This is a genomic window from Paenibacillus ihumii, assembly GCF_001403875.1.
Lineage (GTDB): Bacteria > Bacillota > Bacilli > Paenibacillales > Paenibacillaceae > Fontibacillus > Fontibacillus ihumii.
Window position 1 is genome coordinate 361,726 of sequence record NZ_LN884298.1, and the last position, 18,181, is coordinate 379,906.

The window sequence follows — 18,181 nt, forward strand, 5'->3', positions numbered from 1 at the left end:
CCGCTGTTGTCTTAGCAGAGGCAACAGGCTGGCCCAGTATGCCATTGGACAGAAGGAGGCTTGTTCATGTATCGGAAAGAGCTGTATGTATTTGACGGGAATCGCCCTGTCCCGGCCGTCATTCGCAATTATGGGCAGAGCGACTTCCCGGGCTTGATCGCCGTTCAGCAGGAGAGCTTCCCTCCGCCCTTCCCCCCGGAGCTGTGGTGGAATACGGAGCAGCTCGGCAATCACGTAAGGCTGTTCCCGGAAGGGGCGCTGTGCATCGAGGTCGGCGGGGAGATCGCCGGATCGATGACGGGACTGCTCGTTAAGAACGAGAGCGTCGGCCCCGGCCAGGCCCATACCTGGGAAGAGGTGACGGACGGCGGCTATATCCGCAATCACGATCCTGACGGAGGCACGCTGTACGTTGCCGACATCAGCGTCCGTCCCTCGTACCGCAAGCTGGGGCTCGGCAAATGGCTGATGCTGTCCATGTACGACGTCGTGGTCCAGCTCGGGCTGGACAGGCTGCTCGGCGGCGGGCGCATGCCCGGGTATCATTTGCATACCGGGCAGATGACCGCCGAGGAATATCTCGAGGCCGTCATCAGCGGCAAGCTGAGCGATCCCATTATCACGTTCATGCTGCGCTGCGGACGAACGCCGGTCGGCGTCGTCTCTGATTATTTGGAAGACGAGGAATCCTGCAATTATGGCGCTTTGATGGAATGGCGCAATCCTTTCAAAAATAGCTAGCGCAAAGAGATCAACTCATTTAAATTTATAGAATGAATATACAAGCCGATTAGGAGGTTGCCCAAGTGGAATATCATCGTATTACGAATATTGAAGATCCCCTGTTCCGCAGTATGCATGAACTGATGCAGGAAGTATTCCCGCCGGAGGAAGTGCTCGAATTCGACCTATGGAAGGAGCCGCTAGAGGACCCGGGCATTCGGGTCTTTGTCGCTGTGCATGAGGGCAAGGTAGTCGGCGCTACGGAATACCGCTATTACGAGAATTTTAATGTCGCCATGACGGATTTTACGATTATCGGCCGTTCCGGGCTGGGGATTGGACGTTTCCTGGCGAAGCAGCGGAGCAAGGATTTGGAGGCGCTGGCCGCAGCCAATGGAGTCAGACTGCATGGCATGTTCGCTGAAATCTACGATCCTTACCGGGTGGAGGAGCATGAGTTCGGCGGAGTGAAGCCGATGGATCCGTTCGTTCGCCGCGAGGTACTCTCGCATCTTGGATACAAGCGCCTTGATTTCGAATACGTTCATCCGTCCTGGAACAATGACGGGGAGGCCGTAACGGGACTCGACCTGTGCTTCCTGCCTACCGACGACGAGCAGGACCGGCTGTCGGCCGAGCTGATCGTCAGCTTCCTCAAGCGCTACTACGCCGTGCTGCCGAACCGGCCGCAATCCTGGTATGCGATGGTGGAGCGTTTGGAAGGTCTAGATGAGGTAGCTTTGCTGCCTTTGTAGGATAAGCTTCTATCCACGCTCTTTTTAAGATTCATACTCTGTTAAATAGCCCCCTCCTCTTCGTATTTATAATACGATGAAGAAGGGGCTATACACTCTTGACTCTCACTAAGTCCGTATCTTTCTATCTTGGAGTCTATATTATTACCCTGTGCGGATACAGCATTTACCTTGCTGAATCAGTTAAAAGTAAGGTAGGCACGAGTTTGTTAGTCCCCTATATAAACTAAATGATGCTTAGTAAAAAACTAACCAAGACACTTGAATGCCATATTATTTGTCAATTGTGTTTGCTATCTCAGTAATCTTATTTATACAGTACATAGGCTCAAATCTATTTTGGAAAATAGTAAAGTATACGTATAGGTTAGCCCATTATACCATTAATATAAAAGTACTTACTTCCTCATTTTATTAAAATCAGGTTTGTTCATTGTTATTCGGTTTAGATACCTTATTAAAGACCGGGAACAACTAATACATACGCTGGATTTCATGAAAAAAGCAGCTCTCCGCATTTGCGTAGATGCTGCACTTACTTCTAAAATGGGGGCGTAAACCTGTCAAAATCTACGGGTGTAGAACAGTAATAATCCGACAAAATTCCCCAATTACTATAAGCTATACATTATTCAAGATTCAAGCATTACTGCTCATTTATTGGAGCACTAAATAATAAACCCTTTTATTCTCACATATTGCGTAATCAGCAAACTCAATTAATCTAAATGTTTCCCGGTCAACAAAACCGGATACCTGATATGGGTTATAGTACGCCTCTCTAAAATGCAACCGTGATAAATTCTGCATCTCCTGCTCATACTTCCCTAGAACAAAAGCGTGAACGTTCTTCCTCCTTTCTCTCAGCACTCTTAATCTTCCAGAAGGGGACACGGGAAAACGAACATCGCTGACAACGATTCGATCTGTATAGCCTGCAACCTTCCGAGTTGAGGCAAGCCGGATCGAAAAACATTGTTTATGCAAATGAAATGCAATCAACACTTTTTGCCCGTCCTCAACTCTCCGCATAAACTTCCTTCCTATCCATCGTATTACTAATCATTATGCGAAGAGTATGTATTTTTAAACCAGGTTTAAATAAATAAAAATTATATCGTGCATACACAAGGAACAGTATCATCCTCCCGACTAAGATAGGACTCGACGCCTTCCCTTTCCAATGTCTCACGATATTCCTTTAATGTATAAGGTCCCCCATTACGTTTCAAAATTGAAACATTTTTATCAAAATGACGTCTGAAATCTTCCTCCATTTCTTCCTGCTCTCGATACACGTCTGGCCAAATGCGATACAATTGAGCATAATGTTGTAAGCCCCCCCTAACACATCGACCTCCGCAGTTGGCATGTGAAAATCCAAGCTCATACATAACGGGGAGCCGAATACCCCACTTTTCTTCAATAATCCGTTTAGCATCAATTTCCTCACGAAATGTGGATATTAGTGGAAACCTTGTTTCTACTGGTTCAAGCGGAACATGTGCATAAAACTCCTTTAAATTTTCTGCACGATGCTGTTCATGTCTCCCAATACCAAAATACAAAATAGGCTCAAGCCCGTGTTCGCTTCTCAATTCTTCAAGAAAGATGACTGTTTGTCTAACTTTTAATTCTTCAGAACATTTCGCAAGTCGCGAGTTGCCCATAAATCTGTAATCGTAAAAGACTTGTTCAGGTGTTCTGCCGTCTGTACGATACGTAATTTCAACCCCTAAATAGTCAGCTACTTCATGCATGAAACGATAGTTGTCCTCATGCTCCCATAGCGTATTTGTAAAAAATAGAATGCTATTTTCTCTACCATATGTCTGCACCATATGATGGGCGACATAGGCGGAAGAAGCCCCACCACTATACATAGCAACATGAATCGGTTTGCGTTTCATCAAATACTGCTCCTCTCTTATCCAACATATTTATTTACAATTCGTGAATTAATTTCACAAGTAGCTGTTTGAGTTCTTGCTTTGATACGTCTCTCCCAGCATACTTTAACATGTTCTTAACGTTGGCATAGAGCGTTTGTGACTTTTTCGATAACGGTTGGTTCACATCTAATGTCTGCTTCATAGAAACAGCAACTTCCTTATCAGCCATTAGCAATTCCCATTCATATTTAATTTGGCTCAAAAAAAGCTCTTCCGTAGAATCTGCCCAATCAGCTCGGACAACTCCTATAAGATGCTCCGCGATCTTGTCTATCACGCCAGTTAGCTGCTCCGTCATCGATAACGTCATTAATTTGCTGTTTCTTCCGATTGCTTCATCGCGACTACCTGATATGACTTCAAAAAATTTTTCAAATGAAGGCTGCCCAGTTAGAGTTAAAACTCTCCGTTCTAATTCAGACTCATTCCTCATCATAAAAAGTTCCATTTCTTCTTTGGCGGACACTAGTAAATCCACGTTCGCTACAAGTTGCTTCATATGGGTGTATGGATCCACTTCAGTAGATCGAATCCGATCACGGACCCAAAGAATTTCTTGTGAGAACTGCTGAGTAATTTGCGTAAACTTCGGTAAACTGCGTAACCACTGTAATAAGGATTCCGAAGCTTTTAAGAAACTATTACATGCTTCGGCAGAAAGGTTTAAGCGTCTCCCCGCTTCTAGTAGCCGATTTTTTTCATCAACAGACCAGCTATAATATCTATATTCGAACAAATCAGCCAACTCAACCATTTCCAAAATAGAAGCGCCGTTCAAGTGAGATACCATCATTTCATGTGAATAAAAAAGAAGCTGGTCCCAAAGATCCCGTAATAATGCAACTAAAAGAAGTGGAATGACCGAGGAACGAATTCCATAAGGTGCTTCCTGCATCATTCTAATAAGCTCTGACAATTTTCCAATCGGTTTCTGATGCAATTGATGAATTAAGTCATGCCGGATAGCTTCAAGCGTTTCATTGCAGTAGATAACTCCATTCTCATTAATTCGATAATCGTTATTTTTCAATGCAGTCGCGAAAATCAAATAATTCGGGCCGTAACCCGTAATTCCAAGCGAAGGCTCCAATGGCTGGTGAATTAGACGATCTATAACATCTATAAGTGCTCGCCGTTGGACAGCAGAAATTCTATTTCTGTTAAACGCTTCATTACGAATGACCGGACTATGAGGATATTTATGCAGAAGTCGATTACTAATTAATTTCTCCAGATCATTTATATTCGTCACAGTTACCCGCTTAGTTCCAGAATACCATTCATGCTTGGCAAAATCGAAATATCGATCTACAAATGCCCGAATTTTTAGGCTTGTTTCCTCTTGTATGAAGGTTAGCTCATTTTTCAAACGAGAATCCAACGCTAGTAACGCTGAATCATGCAACAGCTGTTCCGTTATTTTATATTTCAGTAAATAAGGGATCACTTTTTTCGTGGAAAGAGTGGGAAATACCGCTAAATACGGCTTGTTTAATTGTTGCATGACAGCACTATGATCATCTTTTTGGTCCAAATTTTCATAAGCTAAGAACCAAATTCGATCATCTCCTGGCCATTCCTTATCGTTAGAATCTCTCATCTCCCCAATGTCTGCGAATCGAATGTCAGCGTATCGAATCATGTCCATTTCGTCGTTATAGTCATAGGGCAAGATGAACGACATTGGTAAATGCTTGTCCATAATTTCCATTATTTCGCGTGTCCTGAGAGAAGATGAGACCATCTTCTCCGATATCAGTTCTTCAATATTGATAGAACTTCCGTTAAACAACTCCCATTGTCCTCTTATGCTGTTATACCTAACGATCTTTGCATCAGCCAATTGTTTAAGCTCGTTTTCAGCATCTTCCTCCTCAACACCTAAAGCAAATGCAAGAAACGGTATCGTAACAGGTTGTTTTTGGGTCATTCTTGTCTCTGACCACATAGTTAAAAGCTCAATGATACGATTCTGCAAGGTACGCTGATTATCAACATAAGGTACGATAGCATGGTATAAATCCAGAGCAGATTGTTCCTTGACCTCTGCCGCATCTAGTTGGAAAAATCGGAACAATCGATCAGCATAGTAATAACCTGTATGTTGTTGTATATGTTCACGTAAGCTATCTCGCTCGTGATCAGATAAAAAAGAGAATAGGGTCCTTTCGTTCTGACCATATATATTTGAAAGCTGTGGTAACAACATTACCGCTACCGGGTGAACAGGATACAGCGATGTCAATACACCTTGCTCAAGCTGATTTGATGTAAACTCGTTGAACAATGGGAATTTTCTTAACGAGTGAGCTGTTTCGAGCTCGGGTTCATGTTCTAAACTAGTCTCGTTAATGTCACGTATAGCTTCTTGCGCAAGTTGCAAATAGGTTCCAGCATCGTTTTCAAGTGTAAAATGGCGGAATCTTCCCTCAATCTTTTCAAATTCCAGTCTTATGGATTCTTGATCATTAGAGGCGTATTGCCGGATATGCTTATGGCTAATTAGCAGTAAATGCATGTTATTAGTTCGATCTATAAATTCCGCAAGAGATTGCAAATCCTGCATATTTTTAAAGGATTCTGAGTTATCAAGTGTTTGTAGAAAGCGTCCGAATTCATCGTAAACAATGAACAAACCTATTCGCTTCATTTCTAGTTCGTTGGACAACGACTCCAAATCCTCGATAAAGTAAGTATCATGATCATAAAACCATTTTGTACCGGCAGTAACACTTGGATAAAAAGCTATAAACTCCTTAGTCAAATCTTCATTGCACTCTCTGATCTGTTTTTGCCATTCCTTTTCTCCTATCAGCCTCTCTTCTAAATATCGAAGGAATGCATCATATGCTTCGGGATATGATTGTTTCCAACGTTCAACTGTACTTAAAATCACCGTAGCTTCATTCGGTGTAACAATATGAATATTGGCTTGATAGAGCGCACGGTATACTGCTTCTATTATGATTTTGGACAAGCTACCCGTCTTCCCGTTAACTAAAACTGGAATATAGGTAAACTGTCCATCGTCCGCTAGGCGGAGCATAGACGCTAACTGCGCATCAATTAGCTCGGCTTGTTTAAATAAACGTATACTCCATTCTTTTGGAAATTGGCGGGACAGTAATTGACATAGTATCGTAGATATAAGTGATTTTCCCGTTCCATAAGGTCCAATCAATAAATGAGTACGCTTATCTCCTTTTCCGCTCACACCTTCTAATATCCCGTTCAACACCTTGCAATGGGAGGGAGTCAGGACATACCGCTCCAGTAAGTGAGGATCAGGAAAATCAAATTGCATATGAATGCTAGAACGATATCTTTGCATCAAAAACCCGCCTTCCGTTCATAAGCCTTTTCCAAGAAGGCGTATGGATCTTGTGGATCTATGTTTAGAATGTTAAGTTGATTTGTTCTAACAAGATTTACAGTATAACTTGAACTGGCTTCAAGCATTTGCATTATATCTAGAATTTGATTAGCCGACAAATGAAACAATTTACCCCAGAGTAACGGCTTGACTAGGACTTCCTCCAAGGTTACGCTATTAACTTGATAAAGCTCACAGTAACGAAGCAGCGTAAAATACAACGCATCCAGGTCAAGCTGAAACGAGACAGGGGCACTTTTAATGAACTGGTCTCTTGATTCATAAAGTAATTCCAACCCTGATAAGGGGCTAGCTACAATGTCTTCGGGATCATCATCGTTTCGAACTCGAGCAGTATACATTTGCTTTAAACAATCTATATCCCTCTTAAGAGTGTGAATAGAAACACGTCGATTATGATGAATCGAAACCCAATCATTCAAAGCAGCAAGCAAATCCTCATTAGAAACAGCACGCTGATTGAACTCGTTAAAATACCAATACCATGTTGGAGCGAATTCTTTGTTAGATGCCAGATTAACATGGAGCACAGCAGCCGTTAGAGGAATACGGGTGAAACGATCATAGTACGATAACAGCCGACCGAACGGCGTCAAACGATGAGCCGGTTGATGTTGTTCGTTTTTACTTTCCTCCATTACGTTTGTAGCCACAACCCAGTATCTAAGTGACTTGACCATGTTTTTACCCAACCCGATTTTTTCGAAGGCGAATTCGTCAAAGAAAAACCTTGAATCGTTTTGTGTCATTTTCATAGCTTTGGATAGCCAATTCACCCGCAAGTAAAAACTTTGATGATGTCCGAATTTCATGTCGCGAGTTCATCCTTTCAATGATTTGCAGCTATTCGTTCTTCTCGAAATACTTTAGAAGTGCACGTTTAACACGAGGCATTAGGAAGGGACTTTTTGCCCTAACGATTTCTGGCATATCTAGCTTTATTAAGAAATCCCCTTTACCCCCAAGCTTTTCGGCGCCTTCCTCATTAATAATAATTTTTGAAGCATGGTGGTCTGCAGCCTTCAAAGCCAGTCGAGCCGGCAGGTTGTTGCGGATATTTGTTGGCACGATATCTGCCTTTGGATTCTGTGTGCAAATAAGCAAATGAATTCCAGCAGCCCTCGCCTTTGCTCCTAGCCTCAAAATGGCATTCTCTACTCTTCCGCTCAAGCTTTTCTCCCGCTCCATGAAATCAGCAAATTCATCAAATACGACAATGAGCCGTGGTAGTGGTGAGCCAGTTAATTCTACGTATTCGTCGATGCTCATTACACTTTCACGTGCAAATAATGAATAGCGCTGCTCCATTTCCTCTACCAATTGTTCTAATACGATTATCGCTTCTTCAATTTCAGTAATGACCTGTTTAGTATGAGTACGGTTTTCATAATTCATAAACTCAACCTTCTTTGGATCGATGAACAGGAATTGCACCTCTGATGGATCATAGAGACACATCATGGCCAGAATAATCGAATTAATCGTCACACTCTTACCACTTCCTGTTGTTCCTCCGATCAAAAGATGAGGCGTATTAGAACTAGAGAAATCTAATGCGATCAACTCACGCAGCTGCCCAACACCTATCGGTGCAATGAGTTTGCCCTTCAGCCTTTCTTTCGGAAACTGTGTCCTCGCAAGCTCCATGAAGTCTTCGAAATAAACTGTTTCTGGCTCTTCCCTATTAATGTCGATATTAATCCTACCTTTACGCAGAGCGATAAGAGGAATAGATGGTAGTTGCAGCCACAGACAAATATCTCTGGCTTTGTTTTCAATACTGCTATATGACTTGTCCACCGGAATTTCCAAGACAAGGCGAATTACGCTTACACCTATAAACGACTCGACAATCTTTATTGGAATTCCAATCTGGTTAAAGTTATAACGTAGTTTCTTTTGGTAGCCCTCAACTAGCGGCAGCATATCTTCTACGCCAAGTGATTTCTCTTTCACTTCAGCAGCAAGGGCTTCAATTTCTGGATATGTTTTTGTTGTATTCAGACTTACTGTCGATTCAATTGAAGCAGCAGCTTGATTCTTACTCTCCCCAAATTCATTTGTTACTACCTCTTCCGGGCTTTTAGCTGGGAATGAACCAACTTGGCCCACTTCTCTGCTCGGGGAACTTTCTAATTTATTTTCCTTATTTAACAATGTTATTTCTCCAAGTTCTTCAGGTCCCAACTTACTCGTAAAAAATGCAGGCAGCTCCTCTAGTATCTCATAGGAAGGCGTGGCTTCTTCTTGAGAAGCACCTAGTGCCCTCAAAATGTAAGATCGATTATAAATATGATTTGTGTACTCGTTATGAAGCCGTTCCATTTGATAGCCGTTGTTATGTCCTTCCATAATGCTAAGTTCTAGCAAATTAGACGTATAAACAAACGAATCGATTGAACCGGAAAGCTCCACATCAATGCAATCAATTGATGTTGATTGTAGTTCCTTCAAAAGCAATGCATGTTCAACAGAATATGTGCCATACTCCAATAGATAGTAAATCAACTCTTTTAGCCACAACGATGCACTTGCCATATGTTCATTAAATAAAAAGCGGTTATGGTATAACCCAAGACCCGCCTTAACTTGTTTTATGGCATCATACCTTTCTTTTTCAAAAATCGTATGCGAAGTGAACTTTAGCTCTATCAACTCAAAATGGATGTTAAAGCGATCTCCATAACGCTTAATTACTGTACGAACGAGATCGGGCCTCCGTACTGAACCTTGAAACCAAGGTAACTCGTCACAAACAGACCACACCTCCAATTCTCCTTCTGTTACTGCTCTAGCCTGCGTCGATAAGTAGATCGCCATCATTTCATGAGCAAACTTGCCAGGACCTATTGCTCTAAGCACAACAGCACCCGATATTTCCTTTACTCGCTCTGTGGCTTGCACGATAATTTGTGGATCGATATGGTCATTCTTTAGCAACTGAGTGTACTTCTGATGTAGTCGATCATAGTATTCATGGTCAGCAAGCTCGTTTGCGAGTTTCCGAATATACTTTGATGAAGATAATATCGTTCTGAAATCCTTGTTGTTTCCTGCTTTTGATTTATATTTAATTATCTGGGCTTTAGAAGAAACCTGTCTTAAAAGGGATTTATCTAAGTACCGATCGATAAAAAAAGACCAATTAAATTGATCATGCATGTAGTTGATTAATTCGGTATCAGACAGCTTCGTAATCGAAATCACATTACGAAGTAAATAATGTTCATCGAGTGAAACAATCTCGTTGTTATGCAAGATATACTGCATTTGATAGAAATGCTGCATAACTTTCGGCATTTTCTCGCTGACGAGACTAACCCGCTTCACTGCATCATCCTTCTTGAGCGGTTCCTTGTAAATTGTATCAAACCAGTTATCAGACTCCTTCACATGTACTTTTTCAAGCTTATACTGAATATGAGATGTCTGGCCGAAATAGTTAATTAGTACTCCGATATCTGCATCAAGCAAATACTGAGATACGCTTTGCATCATCGCGTTAATAGAGTTTTCAGCAATAACTTGAATTTCAACTCTTGGGAAACTATTGTAACGTTCGGAATGTTGTTCCTCCTGATTCATCCAGTCATTTAAATATTCATGCACAGATGCACCATTTGTCTCACAATGAACAATTGCTTTTACTTTACGGACATTCAAGTTATGTTTGAATATCCGATCAATAGCATTCGTGACATATTCCGCATGTGGACAATACAAGAATACAATATCTAGGCAATCACGAGCATAAGGATACACATCTAGATAAGTCTTAACCGTGTTAAGAAATTCTTCGCCAAATGTTTTAACGAGTGTCTCTTCTCCGCTATTCTTACCGTTTAACGCAAATACCCCTTCACCCATTTGCTCATGTTGTTCAATTAGAAATTGATCTTGAACCCCTTCAATAACAAAATAACGCGGAAACAAATGAGCAGTTTCCTCTTGTTTCTGCTGTAAATAAGCTTTCATTTCGTCAATAGATGCAGGAGCTGCCTGCTGCTTTATCCAGTTGTCCAATTCATCGCGAATACGTAATAGACGCTTTGAATAGCTCAGCAGCCGTAGAGGATTAAACAGGGTCAATACGCGTGTTTGTACATGACCAACTGGATCACTAATTTTGCAATCGTAACGATCGATAACTCCCAAACAGTTTATATATTGCAATACGTGTTTCGAAATGAGCGCAGATTGGTGTATTTGACTTAGGAGTATTTCAAGTTTGTTCTCTAATTCTTTGAAGTTCATGCTACTTAGTCCTAATTTCAAGCCTTTCTTAGTCTCGAGAGTAAACCAATCAACAAACTCATAGATACAAGTAGCTGAGCTCTCAACATTAGAATAGCCCGTCGCCACGTAACCACTAACGCGATCTTTCACCATCTGTGCCACATCGACCAACTTCATATCGGAACCATAATACTCACGAACGTAAGGTATTTGTCCTATATCTTGTAACTGCTCAATCATACCTGAAAGAGCCCCCATAAAAGCTTTACTCAGTATAAAACGACTTTCTGAAACTACCTGATCTTTAACAAGTAATTGTAATTTAAAGGATTGATCATGCCCCTTTTCTTGAATGTTAGAATACTCCAGTGAGGATTCGTCAAACCTTATATACCCTGTCAGTTTGTCCAGTTGAAGGAGATGAAACTTTAGTGCCTCCTGAACAGATTCATGAACGGAAGAGTTCAAGCGAAGCACAAATACTACTTCGTCTAGCCCCCTCCCTTCTTGTTCCGATGAGAATTCTTCCAGGAGTTGTATCGACTCCTGCAGTAAAGCGTCGCTTAGTTCCATATATTCCGCAAGTTGACGTTGTCGGGCAATAATACGTTCTAGATCTTTCTTCAACGTTGGGTGTTCATGCAAATCATCCGAAAATTCGTCAATAAATTCTTGAATTTTATCCGGATTACGATTATCATCTATAGCCTCTAATGTTTCCGTTATGATATGGTCCTTTTCCGGCTTCCAGTTTTCTTGAACTTCCAGCAATGATTTAAAATCATTAATTTTTTCATTAATCTTCTGCTTTTTTACTTTAAAGAATAATGCAGTTGAAATAATATCAAACTCATATTGTAGTAATTCATCCGATTGATTATGAATAAAAGCCAAAGCCTGTTGTCGGAAAGTGTCAGGATGAACCTTCTCCCAAAGCTCATGTTCCTCCTGCGGTGCAGTCGATTTTTCAATAAAAGAATACAAATTATCAATCAAATCGTCTTTTTTAACCGTCTTTCCTTCCCTCTCCAATCTAGATAGTTGGTAATTTCGCTTTAATCTCATGAATCCTTCTGAAGTACGAAACGATAGCTTACTATCGCGAAATAACAACAGTTGATCCATATTTTGCTGAATCTTATCTATCATCGATATCTGAGAATCCTGGGTAACTGAAGCTAGGAAGGCAAGTACGTTACGCAGTTGCGGTTCAGCAATTCGACTATACATGCTTAAGAACTGCATAAGCGCCTTCAACTCATCACCAATACATTTATAGATATCCGCAAAAAACTGATACAATACTTCAAGACCTTGTGGGCTTAATAGCCTAGCCTCATCAATAGTAAATATATTCTCTAAACTTTGAGCTTCTGGAGACAAATCATTCATAAAAATAAGAAGTGCACTGCCGGAAGACGTATTATTCCGGAGCCAAGTGCTCGTCTCGTGTTGCTGGCACTCATAAGTCTCGAATTCCTGAACTTTGTTCAAAGTTCTAATAATAGGCTTGTAATAAATTGATAGGCGATCTTCTGCTTCCCTAAACGCTTGTAGTACTTCACTCCAGGCCGAATCGTCAATTCCTGCAATTTTTATAAACAATTTATCGCTGTGGATCTTTTTTTGATCCTCAAAATAATGTATAACTAGCCTAACAACCCACTGACCCAGCAACTGTCGTGCAGAACTATACATAGCTTACCTCCATCGTGCTAGAAACATAAGGATTTTGAACCATGGCCGTAGCATCTGAAAATTCGATAAGCAATCCGTTATGACGTAGCTTGTCGCGTAACGCCTTTTCGTTGTCGTTAAAATAACGGATATTAAGTCTTGATTGATCATACACACCTGAATTTTTTGCTTGGCTTTCCCCAATAACAATGCCATAGTCCTCGTAAATTGACTCCAAAAAATTATGATACTCCATCTTTTCTTGTGGCTTAACTTTAGTGAACACGAGCATTTGCAAAAAGGCATCCGAAATCGTATATCTATAATTAGAAGCAGAGCCACGGCGATAAGTCGCAAACCCCCCGTCCCTTGAAATAACACGAGTAATGTTTAATTGATGCTTTTTTAACTGATCAGAAACAGCCTCGCGAATCATTCTCTTCAATCTTCCTGTTACATCAGATGCACTGCTACACCGGGACAGCGTTGAAATAATGATTTGCTTTCGGCTGCGCATTTGCCCTAGTCCCATCTTACTGATAAATTCATCAGGATCTGCCTTCCATAAAGGTAACTGCTGCTCAATTTCTTCTTCACTACCGAATACATTTTTCATTTTCAACTCGAATTCATGTTCAAACTTTGCCTTTATCAGATTTTCGTGCTGCTCAAAGCTAATAGATGATAATTGAAAAATCGGTTTATTACTCCCATCTAAACAATCTATGAAATAATAATGGTTACTGGATTGGATATGAGCCCTCTCATGCATATAACGTGCCAATTGAAAACATACTAAAGAGGTCAAAAGATTAAACATTTCGTAAATATCAAGATCAATCGAGAGCAGAGACTCTAGTTCTATCGCAAAGCTTTCAAATAACCGCTCGTTTTCTAGAGGAGCTGAAGATGGCAATAGCGGAACATTTTCTTCACTAGAAGTAGATCGCAAACGCGCACGATCCAAGGACTCTTCCTCCTCGTCAAAGGCTGACGTAATTTTGTCAACAACTTTTTCGATAATTTTATTTTTCGTCAATAGTTGTCTGAACCTCTTCTCGATAAAGCTACGTCGCTCCTCATGTTTTTCTGTCCCGTACGCCAGCATGAGGAAGTAAAGTTCACCGCCTCGGGCATAAAAATTTCGTTCAAATGACAAGTCTTTTCCTTTTTTACGTAATTCAACATATAGCAACGATTCATGTAATGGATACAACGACCGTGCAAACCAGGATCGATCCGCTTCTTTTCCTGTTGTATTATATAGAACAACCTCTAAATTTCGGAGAAACTGTTTTAACACATGTACATCATTTTCATGAATAGCCTTAAATAACTTTTCTTTCTCCTGCTCCTTGAGAACCAAAATATCTCGCGAACCTGATCCTTCTTTCACGCCTTCAAAAATAAATTTTCGAAGCCCAACTGACCTCTTACGTTGATAACAATCATCACTGAAACTGTAGTTAGTGCCATACAATACATTAAGAAACTCTAACACATACTCCGGGCCCCGCTGTCCATCCTTAAATCGGTGTCCCCATATGCGAGCAGATAGCTGAGACGTAAATTTATCTAAACTGTTTTCCGCTACTGTTTTCATTATTTAGCAGTACCCCCGCATCAAATGTCGATTTCATATGGCTTGTACACGCCTTTATTTGGATCTATTGCGAATACCTGCAAACTAAATTCATCCAATTCGCTACGATTTATCAAATCATTCTTGAAGGTGCCAAGCAAAATATCGACCTCTTGTTTTAATGTAACGAATAGTCCTCCTCCGGCTAATCGTAGTAAGTATTCGAATACCGGTAGTTTGACCTCTAACCTCGTTTCCTGGTTTACTGTTATAAACATCTTTGATGGTAAGTAATCAATATCCGTCCGTTCTTCATCTATTGAAAGCCTCACTTGGCTTGGGGAGTAGCTTTCATGAATTAGTAGATTTTCATTTACTACATACAAATTAGTTTCGCCACGACTGATCAGTTTTTTGGAAAAGTTATGATTCAATCCTTGAATGAGTTCTTTCCTCGTTGATGCAAGAGTCTGCCTGTCCTTTAAGCAATCGAGAAACCGATAGAAATGTAAATAAGGAGTTAGCATTTCTCGTGTGCGTTTGTCTTGCTCACCTGTCTCAAAAAAATACTTACGTCTGAATTTGGGCATTTGATCGAAAATCTCCAGCGATTCCTTGTCCGGATCTTGAATCCGATATCTTTCGATTAACTTACGGTAATAACCGAACAGTAAATCAATTTCATCATCAAATAACATCTGATGCTTTTGAACGATTAGATTGTCTCCACTAATGTCCCCGTTCAACAAATAATCATCAATCGATGAGATAGACAGCTTACCAGGATCAAGGTGCTTAAAGTAACGGATAGCCCCTTGCTCTCCGGCTCCATTTTCCTTCATATTCACCCCATAAAAATTATCATAGTAGGCTAGCCTCGCATGTTTTTCGATATCTCTATACCCGGCACTCATTACTTGCTCACAGGTGAGTCCCCCAGTCAATACATAACTAATATGTATGAGTATCTCACGCATAGTGACGTGAATACCTAAGCAATCCAACAACCGATACTGTTCGACAAGCCGGTTTCGTATTAACGGCTGTGACAAACGTCGATGATTTAACTGAATCACGCAATTTTTCTTCCGGGTGCAAGTCTCACAGGCAACCCAGTTATCCTCACGGTTCCATTCTTCCATGATGCGAGCCGCATATATTGAGGAAGTAACATCCTGTAAATTAACCAGGTGGAGGTGCTTATCGTTAGACTTATGATCTAGAAACCTTTTATTTACCATTTGGGACAATGTAAGCAACTCAAGATGCTGGGATAGAAACTTGGTGAGCTTGCCTTCGTTAGCAGCAATCAAATAATAGAGTCTACTCTCGTGCCCATCAGCTATCATTTCTTGCAGAAATTGAAGCTCTTCAAAGATTACTGCATCAGTAAGCTCCGATAAATCTTTTACAATCCGTAATTTACCCTTGTTGAACGAAGCTTCTAATATTCCGCTATCCGGCCATTTTAGCAATTGCTTCCCCGTAATTCGCTCATATATAGTACGACATAGGCGAGTTTTGCCATCACCAGCATTACCCGTCATGATCACACTACGAGGATCTTCATTAAACAACGTCAATAAAAACTGTTCAATGTTGGTATCGATTGCAAATCGATATTGATCCGTACTTTGGGTGTACTCGTCGTATATCTTCGCATGGTTTGGGGAAAGGACATTAAATTGATCGAGATATTGTACGAAAGAATTCATGTCGCGCTCCTTACGAATCTCTAGTAGTTCAAAAGTAATGAATCTACAGTAATTGATTTCCTATAAAGTATATTATCATTGTTAATCTATTGGATCAATTTAACAAAATATTATTATGCTGGATTTTGTAACACAATTGATTATTACATCTAAAGTTAGCAAAAAAAACAGGTTAATTGCACAAGTTCCCAAAACAAAACTCCATTAAACACTCCCTTACTCCTTAGCTACTCCTTCCTGCACATCAAATCCTTTCCTCCTTCCTACCTGCCATTAGTTACAAACACTGCAGCAAAAGATCAGTCGTAAGAAGGAATCATCGATGGGAGTCACGTTACGATCGACAGTGCTGTCGAGGTCAGTCTATCAATGTCGCAGGGTAGATATCCCGATTTATAAGTAGACTACAGATGACCAGGTCTTCGAAAAACTGATTAGCTAAGTTTTTATTGAAGGATTTTTGAGTATAAAAAGGGACTTCACCCTGATCTAGCGGAAGTTTTCAAATGATCTAAATAGAAAACTTCAAGGGAGGGAAGTCATTTTGCATATTCTACAAGAAAGTCTACTTCTTTAAATGTTAAAATTAACAGGTCCATTATCTATCTTTTAAGCGAATTTCCGTCCTTCACTAAAATAAGAAGTCGTTACCCAAGGGTTAAAAAAGGAATTTTCCACCCATTTCCGTCCTCCAGAACACATTCAAAATTTATTTCGACATGGAAAGACTACATCAAATGACGCAAATCAGTAGTTCGGTATAGATACATTCTCAGCGAGGACTCTTAACATTAAACTTCAAAAAATGGCCTGTATCTACTAAATTAGTAGACACAGGCCGCTTTATTTTTATTCCTACGAATTGTATTTATAACTGTCTTTATTAAACCACTTCAACTCCTACTTCGCCACATATCCGCCGTCGATCGGCAGCTCGACCCCCGTAATGTAGGAGGACTCGTCCGAGGCGAGGAACAGCACGCCTGCCGCAATATCCTCTGCCTTGCCCAGCCGCGGAAGGGGCGTCATCGAAAGGAACCAGTTTCTCATTTTTTCGTCGGCCATTAAATCGACAGTCATCGGCGTTTCGATAAAGCCGGGATGCACCGAGTTTACGCGGATATTATGCTTGGCAAAGTCTACGGCCGTAGCCTTGGTGAGCATGCGGACCGCCCCCTTGCTTGCAGTATAAGGTCCTGAACCGCTGCCGCCCGTAAGCCCCGCGATGGAGGAAATATTAACAATCGAGCCGCCGCCGTTATCGATCATATGCGGGATAACATACTTTTGCCCGAGAAAGATACTGGTGACGTTAATCGACATGGTCTTCTCCCACTGCTCAACTGTGAGCTCCAGGAAAGGCGTCGGATTGGAAACCCCGGCGTTATTGACCAGAATATCGATTTTGCCGAATTTCGCTATCGTGCCCTCCACAACGCGAATCCAGTCTTCTTCAGAAGCTACGTTATGGGCAAAGCCGATCGCCTCGCCGCCGTTCTGCTCAATTTCCCGAACAACCTCCTGGATTTTATCCTCCTGGATATCGGAGATGGCCACCTTGGCTCCTTCTTTGGCGAACAACAGTGCATCCGCCTTTCCCATTCCCCCGGCCGCACCTGTAATAATAGCTACTTTATTATCCAATCTACCCATGCTAGCATCCTCCTGTCATTTATATCCTCTGCCCTTGCCGATGGGCAGCAAGCTCGTCATCTTCTCGAAGGCACTCAACAATGCGTCGGTTTCCTGCTCCGTCAGATGATCCCGCATCGGCTTGGTCAGCTCTTGGTATCTCTCAAGCATTCTTGTCATCACTTTGCGGCCTTCCTCCGTAAGCCGCAGATATACGCTGCGCCGGTCGGTATCCGGCGTAATGCGCTCAATATAGCCTTTGCCTGCGAGCTTATTGGACAGATTCGTGATCGCCGGCAGCGTGACGTCTAGTTCCTCAGCCAGCTCTGAGCAGCTTTTCGGCTCATTTTCGGATAAAATTTGAAGAATCAAATACTGGGGAGCCGTTAAATCTTGGTCGAGCATTTTAGCATACCCGACTACAAACCGGTTCATGCAGTCAGAGATCATAGCTGACAAGCGTTCCTGCTTATCCAGCATCCATCACCTCGATTTGCGGTATATTCAAAAAATTA

At 41.4% G+C, this 18,181-nt stretch carries 11 protein-coding genes; 2 read left to right on the top strand and 9 right to left on the bottom strand.

Going from position 1 to position 18,181, the window contains the following annotated elements; translation table 11 throughout:
- Positions 1 to 66 precede the first annotated feature (66 nt).
- Entirely contained in the window at positions 67 to 741 is a 675-nt protein-coding gene (locus BN2762_RS06660; RefSeq protein WP_055106236.1) for a GNAT family N-acetyltransferase, read from the top strand.
- 65 nt (positions 742 to 806) lie between these two features.
- On the top strand, positions 807 to 1,478 hold the full coding sequence (locus BN2762_RS06665; protein ID WP_055106237.1) for a GNAT family N-acetyltransferase: 672 nt from the start codon (positions 807 to 809) through the stop codon (positions 1,476 to 1,478).
- Positions 1,479 to 2,135: 657 nt separating this feature from the next.
- Here BN2762_RS06665 and BN2762_RS06670 read toward each other — a convergent pair.
- The 9 genes from BN2762_RS06670 to BN2762_RS06710 form a co-directional block, all read right to left on the bottom strand.
- Complete coding sequence (locus tag BN2762_RS06670; RefSeq protein ID WP_055106238.1) at positions 2,136 to 2,510, bottom strand: hypothetical protein; 375 nt, start codon at positions 2,508 to 2,510, stop codon at positions 2,136 to 2,138.
- 80 nt (positions 2,511 to 2,590) lie between these two features.
- Entirely contained in the window at positions 2,591 to 3,388 is a 798-nt protein-coding gene (locus BN2762_RS06675) for a phosphoadenosine phosphosulfate reductase domain-containing protein (RefSeq protein ID WP_055106239.1), read from the bottom strand.
- Positions 3,389 to 3,422: 34 nt separating this feature from the next.
- Positions 3,423 to 6,761, bottom strand: coding sequence for a hypothetical protein (locus tag BN2762_RS06680; protein WP_055106240.1), 3,339 nt, complete (start codon positions 6,759 to 6,761; stop codon positions 3,423 to 3,425).
- On the bottom strand, positions 6,761 to 7,636 hold the full coding sequence (locus BN2762_RS06685; RefSeq protein ID WP_055106241.1) for a DUF4007 family protein: 876 nt from the start codon (positions 7,634 to 7,636) through the stop codon (positions 6,761 to 6,763). The genes BN2762_RS06680 and BN2762_RS06685 overlap by 1 nt, the downstream gene beginning before the upstream one ends.
- 31 nt (positions 7,637 to 7,667) lie before the next feature.
- Positions 7,668 to 12,758, bottom strand: coding sequence for an FtsK/SpoIIIE domain-containing protein (locus BN2762_RS06690; protein WP_055106242.1), 5,091 nt, complete (start codon positions 12,756 to 12,758; stop codon positions 7,668 to 7,670).
- Positions 12,751 to 14,340 (bottom strand): hypothetical protein, encoded by a 1,590-nt coding sequence (locus BN2762_RS06695; RefSeq protein WP_055106243.1) that lies wholly within the window; start codon positions 14,338 to 14,340, stop codon positions 12,751 to 12,753. The genes BN2762_RS06690 and BN2762_RS06695 overlap by 8 nt, the downstream gene beginning before the upstream one ends.
- A 20-nt stretch (positions 14,341 to 14,360) precedes the next feature.
- On the bottom strand, positions 14,361 to 16,034 hold the full coding sequence (locus tag BN2762_RS06700; protein WP_055106244.1) for a hypothetical protein: 1,674 nt from the start codon (positions 16,032 to 16,034) through the stop codon (positions 14,361 to 14,363).
- A gap of 900 nt (positions 16,035 to 16,934) precedes the next feature.
- The gene (locus tag BN2762_RS06705; RefSeq protein ID WP_055106245.1) at positions 16,935 to 17,687 is read right to left on the bottom strand and encodes an SDR family NAD(P)-dependent oxidoreductase; all 753 of its coding nucleotides are present in this window, start codon (positions 17,685 to 17,687) and stop codon (positions 16,935 to 16,937) included.
- A gap of 15 nt (positions 17,688 to 17,702) precedes the next feature.
- A complete protein-coding gene (locus BN2762_RS06710) occupies positions 17,703 to 18,101 on the bottom strand; it encodes a MarR family transcriptional regulator (protein WP_230202445.1) in 399 nt (132 codons plus the stop codon).
- Between the last annotated feature and the right edge of the window lie 80 nt (positions 18,102 to 18,181).

Excerpts from the sequence above, each read along its gene's own strand:
- BN2762_RS06660 (WP_055106236.1), top strand. The coding sequence starts at position 67 with ATGTATCGGAAAGAGCTGTATGTATTTGACGGGAATCGCCCTGTCCCG.
- BN2762_RS06670 (WP_055106238.1), bottom strand. The coding sequence starts at position 2,510 with ATGCGGAGAGTTGAGGACGGGCAAAAAGTGTTGATTGCATTTCATTTG.
- BN2762_RS06675 (WP_055106239.1), bottom strand. The coding sequence starts at position 3,388 with ATGAAACGCAAACCGATTCATGTTGCTATGTATAGTGGTGGGGCTTCT.
- BN2762_RS06680 (WP_055106240.1), bottom strand. The coding sequence starts at position 6,761 with ATGCAAAGATATCGTTCTAGCATTCATATGCAATTTGATTTTCCTGAT.
- BN2762_RS06685 (WP_055106241.1), bottom strand. The coding sequence starts at position 7,636 with ATGAAATTCGGACATCATCAAAGTTTTTACTTGCGGGTGAATTGGCTA.
- BN2762_RS06690 (WP_055106242.1), bottom strand. The coding sequence starts at position 12,758 with ATGTATAGTTCTGCACGACAGTTGCTGGGTCAGTGGGTTGTTAGGCTA.
- BN2762_RS06695 (WP_055106243.1), bottom strand. The coding sequence starts at position 14,340 with ATGAAAACAGTAGCGGAAAACAGTTTAGATAAATTTACGTCTCAGCTA.
- BN2762_RS06700 (WP_055106244.1), bottom strand. The coding sequence starts at position 16,034 with ATGAATTCTTTCGTACAATATCTCGATCAATTTAATGTCCTTTCCCCA.
- BN2762_RS06705 (WP_055106245.1), bottom strand. The coding sequence starts at position 17,687 with ATGGGTAGATTGGATAATAAAGTAGCTATTATTACAGGTGCGGCCGGG.
- BN2762_RS06710 (WP_230202445.1), bottom strand. The coding sequence starts at position 18,101 with ATGAACCGGTTTGTAGTCGGGTATGCTAAAATGCTCGACCAAGATTTA.